Origin of the sequence: Streptomyces sp. WAC06614 (assembly GCF_003949795.1) — a bacterium.
GTDB lineage: Bacteria > Actinomycetota > Actinomycetes > Streptomycetales > Streptomycetaceae > Streptomyces.
The window spans coordinates 1-7,502 of record NZ_RPRY01000326.1 but is presented as its reverse complement, the minus strand read 5'-3'; the positions used below and the strand labels follow the sequence as shown (position 1 = coordinate 7,502).

The 7,502-nt window shown below is 75.0% G+C and carries 8 protein-coding genes and 1 pseudogene; 6 read left to right on the top strand and 3 right to left on the bottom strand.

The features are described from left to right. Nucleotides 1–144: 144 nt before the first annotated feature. Both EF918_RS29535 and EF918_RS29530 read left to right on the top strand, forming a co-directional pair. Complete coding sequence (locus EF918_RS29535; RefSeq protein ID WP_125651996.1) at nucleotides 145–708, top strand: methylated-DNA--[protein]-cysteine S-methyltransferase; 564 nt, start codon at nucleotides 145–147, stop codon at nucleotides 706–708. Between the two features lie 247 nt (nucleotides 709–955). Beyond that, the gene (locus EF918_RS29530) at nucleotides 956–2,239 is read left to right on the top strand and encodes an MFS transporter (RefSeq protein WP_125651994.1); all 1,284 of its coding nucleotides are present in this window, start codon (nucleotides 956–958) and stop codon (nucleotides 2,237–2,239) included. Nucleotides 2,240–2,250: 11 nt separating this feature from the next. Here the strand turns inward: EF918_RS29530 and EF918_RS29525 are convergent, their stop codons facing one another. Continuing rightward, nucleotides 2,251–2,634, bottom strand: coding sequence for a cupin domain-containing protein (locus EF918_RS29525; RefSeq protein ID WP_125651993.1), 384 nt, complete (start codon nucleotides 2,632–2,634; stop codon nucleotides 2,251–2,253). Nucleotides 2,635–2,800: 166 nt separating this feature from the next. On the opposite strand from EF918_RS29525, the gene EF918_RS29520 reads away from it, so the two are divergent. Together EF918_RS29520 and EF918_RS29515 are read left to right on the top strand one after the other, a co-directional pair. Further along, nucleotides 2,801–3,724 (top strand): pseudouridine-5'-phosphate glycosidase, encoded by a 924-nt coding sequence (locus tag EF918_RS29520; RefSeq protein ID WP_185921974.1) that lies wholly within the window; start codon nucleotides 2,801–2,803, stop codon nucleotides 3,722–3,724. Continuing rightward, nucleotides 3,709–4,605, top strand: a complete 897-nt coding sequence (locus EF918_RS29515; protein WP_125651992.1) for a carbohydrate kinase family protein — start codon at nucleotides 3,709–3,711, stop codon at nucleotides 4,603–4,605. The genes EF918_RS29520 and EF918_RS29515 overlap by 16 nt, the downstream gene beginning before the upstream one ends. Nucleotides 4,606–4,624: 19 nt before the next feature. Here EF918_RS29515 and EF918_RS29510 read toward each other — a convergent pair whose 3' ends face one another. Next, nucleotides 4,625–5,269, bottom strand: coding sequence for a uridine kinase (locus EF918_RS29510; RefSeq protein ID WP_125651991.1), 645 nt, complete (start codon nucleotides 5,267–5,269; stop codon nucleotides 4,625–4,627). A gap of 94 nt (nucleotides 5,270–5,363) precedes the next feature. On the opposite strand from EF918_RS29510, the gene EF918_RS29505 reads away from it, so the two are divergent. Next, nucleotides 5,364–6,803 carry a WGR domain-containing protein gene (locus EF918_RS29505; RefSeq protein WP_125651990.1) on the top strand — a complete coding sequence of 480 codons (1,440 nt, stop codon included), beginning with the start codon at nucleotides 5,364–5,366 and terminating at the stop codon, nucleotides 6,801–6,803. A 24-nt stretch (nucleotides 6,804–6,827) separates the two neighbouring features. Here EF918_RS29505 and EF918_RS29500 read toward each other — a convergent pair whose 3' ends face one another. Beyond that, entirely contained in the window at nucleotides 6,828–7,190 is a 363-nt protein-coding gene (locus EF918_RS29500) for a cupin domain-containing protein (protein ID WP_125651989.1), read from the bottom strand. A gap of 139 nt (nucleotides 7,191–7,329) precedes the next feature. Here EF918_RS29500 and EF918_RS38660 point away from each other — a divergent pair. Further along, nucleotides 7,330–7,502 (top strand): annotated as a pseudogene (locus EF918_RS38660) (DUF2293 domain-containing protein); the annotation flags it as partial.

Sequence of the window (7,502 nt, the reverse complement as noted above, 5' to 3'; positions counted from 1 at the left end):
GGCCGGGTGGGCCGGGCCGGGCAGGCCGAGCAGGCCGAGCAGGCCGAGCAGGCCGAGCAGGCCGAGCAGGCCGAGCAGGCCGAGCAGGCCGAGCAGGCCGAGCAGGCCGGGCAGGCTGTCAGTGGGCGGCCGTACGGTGGATGCGTGACCAGTGACAGCCGGCCGCCCGCAGGGCCGCACCTCGAATGGACCGTCGTCCCCAGCGACATCGGTCCGCTCCTCCTGGCCGCCACGGACGAGGGTCTGGTCCGGGTGGAGTTCCACGCCGCCCCGGACCGGCCCGGCCTGATCGACCCGGTGGCGGCCCGCCTCGGCCTGGCCCCGTGGCGCCCGGCGCCGGGGGCGGAGGTCCGGCTGGCCGAGCCGATACGCCGGCTGGCCGCGTACTTCGCGGGCGGCCTGCGCCGCTTCGAGCTGGCGCTCGACTGGCGGCTGAGCTCCGGGTTCAACCGCCAGGTGCTGCGCGAGCTCGACCGTTCGGTGCCCTACGGCGCGGTCGTCGGCTACGGCGACCTGGCGGCCCGGGTCGGCCAGCCCGGCGCGGCCCAGGCGGTGGGGGCGGCCATGGGGTCCAATCCGCTGCCGATCGTGGTGCCCTGCCACCGGGTCGTGGAGAACGGCGGGGGCCTCGGCGGGTTCGGCGGGGGCCTGGAGACCAAGCGCGCCCTGCTGGCGCTGGAGGGGGTCCTGCCGCAGCCACTGTTCTGAGCCGTTCCGGCGCCCGGCGCGGACCGCGCGCGACCAGGGAAATCTCCGTTTCGCGCGGGCGGGCGGGGTGCGACACTGCGGCCGTGACCCCTACGACCACCGCCGCCGCACCCGGCGTCCCCGCGGCCATGGCCCCGACCGTGCCCGCATCCGCGTCCGCGTCCGTGTCCGACTTCGCGTCCCAATCCGTGTCCGTGTCCGGCCCGGTGGCCGTCCACCGGGCCTGTGGGGGAAGGGGGTGTACCGCATGACCTCGGCCCAGGGCACCGCCCGGCCGCTGCCGGTCGTGGCGCCGGCGGAGCTGCCGCGGCTGCGCCGGCGCACCTCCGCCGTGCTGATCGCCAGCCAGATCCTCGGTGGGCTCGGCGTGCCGATCAGCATCGCACTGGCCCCCGTCCTGGCCACGGAGGTGAGCGGCACGGACGAGCTGTCCGGCATGGCCTCCACGGCGGCCGTGACCGGCACCGCGCTGCTCTCGCTGCCGCTCGCCGCGCTGATGACCCGGCGCGGGCGCAGGCCCGGGCTGGTCCTGGCGTATCTGACCGGCGCGGCGGGTGCGGCCCTGGTCGTCCTGGCCGCGGCCGTGCACAACTTCCCGCTGCTCCTGCTCGGCATGGCCTGCTTCGGCGCCGCGTCGCTGGCCAACCTCCAGGCTCGGTTCGCGGCGGCCGACCTCGCCGAGCCCGATCACCGGGCCCGGGCGATCTCCACGGTGGTGTGGGCGACCACGATCGGCGCGGTGCTGGGCCCCAACCTGTCCGCGCCTGCCAGCCACAGCTTCGCCGGCACCTCCATACCCCAGACGGCGGGCCCGTTCGTCTGGGCCGCCGTCATCTTCCTGCTCACCGGCACCCTGGTCGGCGTACTGCTGCGGCCCGACCCGCTGCTGACGGCCCGTGCCCTGGCCCCGGCCGGGGAGGAGAGCCACGCGGACCGCTCGCTGCGGGCCGGCTTCGCCGCCGTCACCGCGTCCGCACGGGCGCGGCTGGCGCTGGTGACCATCGCGGTGTCGCACACCACCATGGTGTCGATCATGGTGATGACCCCGCTGGACCTGACCCACCACGGCGCCGGGCTGGAGCTGATCGGCCTGGTCATCAGCGGCCACATCGCCGGCATGTACGCGTTCTCGCCGGTGTGGGGCTGGCTGGCGGACCGGATCGGGCGGCTGTCCGTCATCGGGATCGGGGCGAGCCTGCTGCTGACCGCCGCGCTGCTGGCCGGCACGGCGGGCCCCCGGCACGGCCAGACCGCGGCCGGCCTGTTCCTGCTGGGCCTGGGCTGGTCGGCCGGTCTGGTGTCGGGCTCGGCGCTGCTCACCGACTCGGTGCCGCAGGCCGCCCGCGCGGCCGTCCAGGGTCTGTCGGACCTGATGAGCAACACCTGCGCGGGCGTCGGCGGAGCGGTCTCCGGGCTGATCGTGGCCCAGGCGGGCTACGGCTGGCTGAACGCCGCCGGGGCGATGCTGCTGGTGCCGTTGGCGGCGCTGACCCTGTTCACGGCGCGCCGCCATCCGGCGGCCGAGGGCTGATCCCGGGGCGGTCAGAGGCTGATGTGGTAGGCCTTGCGCAGCGTCTCGTGCACGGTCCAGGTGGTCCGGTCGCCTTCCCGGAGCACGCACGCGGAGCCCGGGCCCACCTCCAGGGTGGCGCCGCCCTCGACCTCGATGGTGGCGCGCCCGCTGACCACGACGAACAGCTCGTTCGCCTCGGTGTCGGTGACCACGCCCGGGGTGATCTGCCAGATGCCTCGCAGCTGCCTGCCGTCGGCGGACTCCCACAGCACCTTGCCGGTGACCACCGGGTCGCCGGAGAGGATCTGGGCGGGGTCGAGGTCCTCGGCCTCCAGCTCGGCGTCGGGGACGTCCGGGACGGAGACGGCGAACGAGGCGGGGGCGGCTGCGGGGGCGTGGTCGTGCGTGCTCATGGCGGCGACCCTAGCCGCCCGGCCCCTCGGCGGCGGTGGCCAACCCGTCCATGATCGGGTGCTCCGGCCCGTCACCCTGTCCAGAACCGCTCCCTGAGCGGTGCTCGTCGGACAGGAGCGACGGGAGCGCGTTTGGGGGCGCACGTGGTGTGCCAGGGATGGGGACATGCCACAGCACACGGTGATTCCGGTCCTGTCCGAAGAGGTGCGTGAGGCGCTCGACCAGGGACGTCCGGTCGTCGCCCTCGAATCGACGATCCTGGCGCACGGCCTGCCCCGGCCGCGCAATCTGGCGGTGGGTGAGGAGCTGGAGGCCCTCGTCCGTGCGGAGGGCGCCGTTCCGGCGACGGTCGCGGTCCTCGACGGGGTCCCGCACGCCGGTCTCGACAAGGACCAGCTGGAGCGGATCGCGGGCGGCGAGGGGGTGCGGAAGCTCGGCCACCGGGACCTCGCACCGGCCTGTGCGACGGGTGCCACGGGGGCGACGACGGTCTCCGCGACGGCGTTCCTCGCCGCGCGGGCCGGGCTGCGGGTCTTCGCCACCGGCGGGCTGGGCGGCGTGCACCGGGAGTGGGTGCGGTCGCAGGACGAGTCGGCCGACCTGCCGTTGCTGGCCCGCACACGGATCACGGTGGTGTGCGCGGGGGTGAAGTCGATCCTGGACGTCCCGGCGACGCTGCAACGGCTGGAGACGCTGGGCGTGAGCGTGCTCGGGTACGGCACCGACCACTTCCCCGGCTTCTACCTGACCAGCTCGGGACACCCGGTGGACTGGACCGTGGACCGGCCGGAGCAGGTGGCCGCCGTGATGGCCGCTCAGGACGCCCTCGGCGGGCCGGGATCGGCGCTGCTGGTGGCCAACCCGGTGGCCGAGGCGGAACAGCTCGACCCCGAGCTGCACGACCGGGTGCTGGCGCAGGCGCTCACGGAGTGCCGCGAGCGGGGCATCACGGGGCAGGCGGTGACACCGTTCCTGCTGGACCACCTGGTCCGGGCGACCGGCGGGGCCTCGCTGGAGGCCAATCTGGCGGCGGTACGGGGCAACGTCCGGCTCGGTGCGCGGATCGCGGCGGCGTGGGCGGGGCGGTGAGCGGCGGCCTGCTGGTCGTCGGGGACGTGGTCACGGACGTGGTGGCCGTCCATGCGGAGCCGCTGGCGCCGGCGACGGACACCGCGGCCCGGATCCGTACCCTGCCGGGCGGGGCCGGGGCCAATGCCGCCTGCTGGGCGGCGCGCTGCGGGGTGGCCCCGGTCCGGCTGCTGGCGCGGGTGGGTGCGGAGTCGGCCGCCTGGCACGAGCGGGCGCTGCGGGCGGCCGGGGTGCGCCCGCACCTGGTGGTCGACCCGGTGGAGCCGACCGGGACGGTGGTGGCGCTGGTCGGCGGGGACGCGGAGCGGACCTTCCTGACCGACAGCGGGGCCGCGCTGCGGCTGTCCACGGCGGACTGGGACGTGGAGCTGCTGGACGGCGTCGTCCACATGCATCTGTCGGGTTATCTGTTCTTCACCGACGCCAGTCGGGAGCTCGCGGAGCTGGCGCTGCGCACCGCGCGGGAGCGGCGGGTGCCGGTGAGCGTGGACCCGGCCTCGGCCGGGTTCCTGTCCACCCTCGGGGTGAATCGTTTCCTCAGCTCCGTGGAGGGCGTCTCCGTCCTGCTGCCCAACGCCGACGAGGCCAGGCTGCTGGCCGGCCGGACCGATGTGCGGGAGGCGGCGGCCGCGCTGAGCCTGCGCTTCCCGCTGGTGGTGGTGACCCTGGGGGCGGCCGGGGTGCTGCTCGCCTCGGCGGGGGCGGTGACCGCCGAGGTGCCGGCGGAGCCGGCCGAGGCGGTCGACACGACGGGCGCCGGGGACGCCTTCACCGGCGGCTTCCTGGCCGCCCGCCTCGCCGGGGCGGCCCCGGCGGACGCCGCCCGGGCCGGCTGCCGCGCCGCCGCGGCGGCGGTCGTCCGGCTGGGCGGGCGCCCGTAGGCCCGGCCCGGGACCGGCGTCAGCCGGGGAGGCCGGACCAGGCCGGGTGGCGGGGGTCGTCGGCGCGGACCACGGTGTCCGCCGCCGCGGCCGGGTCGGTCTCGGCGGCGTAGCGTGCGAACGCGGGCAGGGTCCACCGCTCCGCCTCCTCGGTGCGCCGGGCGAGCGCGCCCGGCGAGAGGCTGATGTGGACGCTGAGGTCGAAGGGGAACCAGTGGCCGAGCAGCAGCGGCCCGTGCACGATCACCACACCCCCGGGCGGCAGGGTGACGTACGGGCTGCGGGTCGCGCGGTCGGTGACCGGGTCCCACAGGTCCGGCAGGACCCGGCCGGTACCGCCCGGCTCCAGCGGCGCGAACACCTCGCGCCACAGCGCGGCCGTGTCGTACCAGCCGCGCAGGTACGCCTCCACGTCCTGGCGGCCGTACTCCAGGCGCACGGAGGCCGGGCGCAGGAACCCCTGCGCCGGGACGACCAGCACCGACCGGCCGCGCAACCGCAGCGCGGCCGCCGCCAGTTCGGCCAGCGTCCCGGTGCCGGCCGGCGGGGCGCCGTCGACCGCGGTGCGCAGCCAGGGCCCGCCGTCACGGGCGGTGGTGCGCTCGTCGAGGTGGGCCGCCAGACGCTCGGCCATCCGCTCCCAGGTGATCGGTTCGAGGTGCACGGGGCCATTGTCAGTGGTGGCCCGTAGCTTCTTCCACGAGGGGATCACCGGCGGGACAAGGGCCGTCGGACCCGGCCTTGGGGAGGGGTCTGTCATGGCTCGCGAGACCACGTATCTGGAGCTGTCGCAGGACGGCGGCGGAGCGCACAAGTTCTACGAGGTGACCGTCGACGGCACCGCCGTCACCGTGCGGTACGGCCGCATCGGAGCGGCCGGGCAGGTGCAGGAGTCCTCGTTCCCGACCGAGGACAAGGCGCGCGCCGCGGCCGCGAAGAAGATCGGCGAGAAGGTGCGCAAGGGGTACGCCCCGGCGGTGCAGGGGCAGCGCGCGGCCCGGCCGGTGACCCGCCGCCAGGTGACCTCGGCGCCGTCCACGGCGCGGGCGACCGCCCCGGTGCTGTGGCGGTTCCGCACCGGCGCCGCGGCGTTCGGCATCCATGTGGACGAGGACCGCTGCTGGGTCGGCAACCAGTCCGGCGATGTGTACACGCTCAGCCACGGCGGCGAGGTGCTCGCCCGGTACTCGCTGCCGGACGGGGTGAAGTGCCTGGTGGCGGACGACTTCTGGATCTATGCCGGCTGTGACGACGGGGGCGTGTACGACCTGTCCTCGAAGCTCCCGTTCAAGGCGTACGACATCGCCGACGACGTGGACATCTTCTGGCTGGACATCCGTGAGGGCGTGCTCAATGTCGCGGACGCGGCCGGCGGGCTGACGGTCATCGACCACGAGGACGAGTTCCAGTGGTCGCGCCGGTCCGCCGGGGCCCAGGCGTGGATGGTGCGGGCGGACGCGCGCGCCGTGTACCACGGTCACGCGCGGGGCGTCACGGCGTACGCCCCGGACGGCGGCGGCGAGTTGTGGCACACCCGGACCGACGGCGGGGTGCTCTTCGGCTGGCAGGAGGACCGTGCGGTCTACGCGGGCACCGGCCACCACAGCGTGCAGCGGCTGGCGAAGGACACGGGGGCGATCGAGGCCACCTACCGGTGCGACGCGGCGGTGTACTCGTGCGCGACCTCGCCCGACGGCCGGCACGTGTTCGCCGGTGACTCCTCCTCGTCCGTGTACTGCTTCGACGCGGACGGACGGCGGCTGTGGAAGCTGCGCACGGGGTCCGGCTCGGCGCTGTCCATGCAGTACCTGGACGAGCGGCTGTACCTGGTGACCACCGACGGTTCGCTGGTGTGCGTGGATGCGAGCGAGGCGGCGATCACGGCGGCACAGCAGGGTTCGGTGCCGACGGCGGTGGATGTGAAGTCGGCGGCCGCGCTGCCGGTCTACACCCCGGCCGCGTCGATGGCCTCGGTGGCGACGGTGACCGTGGCTCCGGCGGACGGGATCGTGGTGGAGTGCGTCCAGCAGGGGGGCCGGCTGCGGGTGCAGGTGGTCTCCGGGGGCTACGAGCCTTCGTGGAACGTGCAGTTCCCCCGCGGGATACGGCAGGCCGGTGCCCGGTACGTGGTGGACGGGCTGCATGCGGCCTCGGGAGGTTTCTACCGGGTGCGCGGGGAGATACGCCGCCTGGTCTGAGCGGCGCGGAGCCGGGCCGGGCGGTCAGCGCCGCCGGGGGCGGCGGGCGCGGCGGCAGGTCACGGCGCCGGGACGGGGGGCCGCTTCGTCGAGGTCCCGCAGACACAGCGGGGCCCGGGTGGGGACGGCGAAGGCGGAACCCTCGGGCTGGGCGTAGGTGAGGTGGAGCACGACGGGTTCGGTGCCGAGGTTGCGGCCGGTGTGGACGTGGTGGGCGCCCGCCCGTTCGACGAAGCAGTCCCCGGCCGTGCTCACCTCGACGGTGCCGTCGTGCAGCATCCGCGTCAGCGTCCCGGACTTCACGATCGCGGCGATCTCCACATGGTGGTAATGCCAGCCGGTGGAGTCTCCCGGCTCGATGACGACCTCGCGGGCCACGATGTCCATGAACTACTGCTCCTGGCGAAAGTCTGATCAGGAAATCACACAGTAGGACCGACTCGGGGAAGTCGCGAGAATCCCGGGGAATGCCAAGCGGCGGGCGACAGGAGGTGATATAGGGCCCGTCCGGCGGTATCAACTCGTCATGAATCTCGTGGTCTTCGAGCCGCTGAAGGGGATCAGCTGCGCGGAGTGCCGGAAGGGGCCGCTCCCGCATCTCGTCCGTGTCTCCGGTGTGCCCCGCTGCCTGGACTGTTCGCAGCTGGGCCACCTCGTCTACCTGCCGCGCGGGGACGCCGCCCTCACCCGCCGGGCCCG

Bases quoted from the DNA above. Each gene is read 5' to 3' on its own strand.
- EF918_RS29520 (WP_185921974.1), top strand. From the start codon at position 2,801: ATGCCACAGCACACGGTGATTCCGGTCCTGTCCGAAGAGGTGCGTGAG.
- EF918_RS29505 (WP_125651990.1), top strand. From the start codon at position 5,364: ATGGCTCGCGAGACCACGTATCTGGAGCTGTCGCAGGACGGCGGCGGA.
- EF918_RS29530 (WP_125651994.1), top strand. From the start codon at position 956: ATGACCTCGGCCCAGGGCACCGCCCGGCCGCTGCCGGTCGTGGCGCCG.
- EF918_RS29525 (WP_125651993.1), bottom strand. From the start codon at position 2,634: ATGAGCACGCACGACCACGCCCCCGCAGCCGCCCCCGCCTCGTTCGCC.
- EF918_RS29500 (WP_125651989.1), bottom strand. From the start codon at position 7,190: ATGGACATCGTGGCCCGCGAGGTCGTCATCGAGCCGGGAGACTCCACC.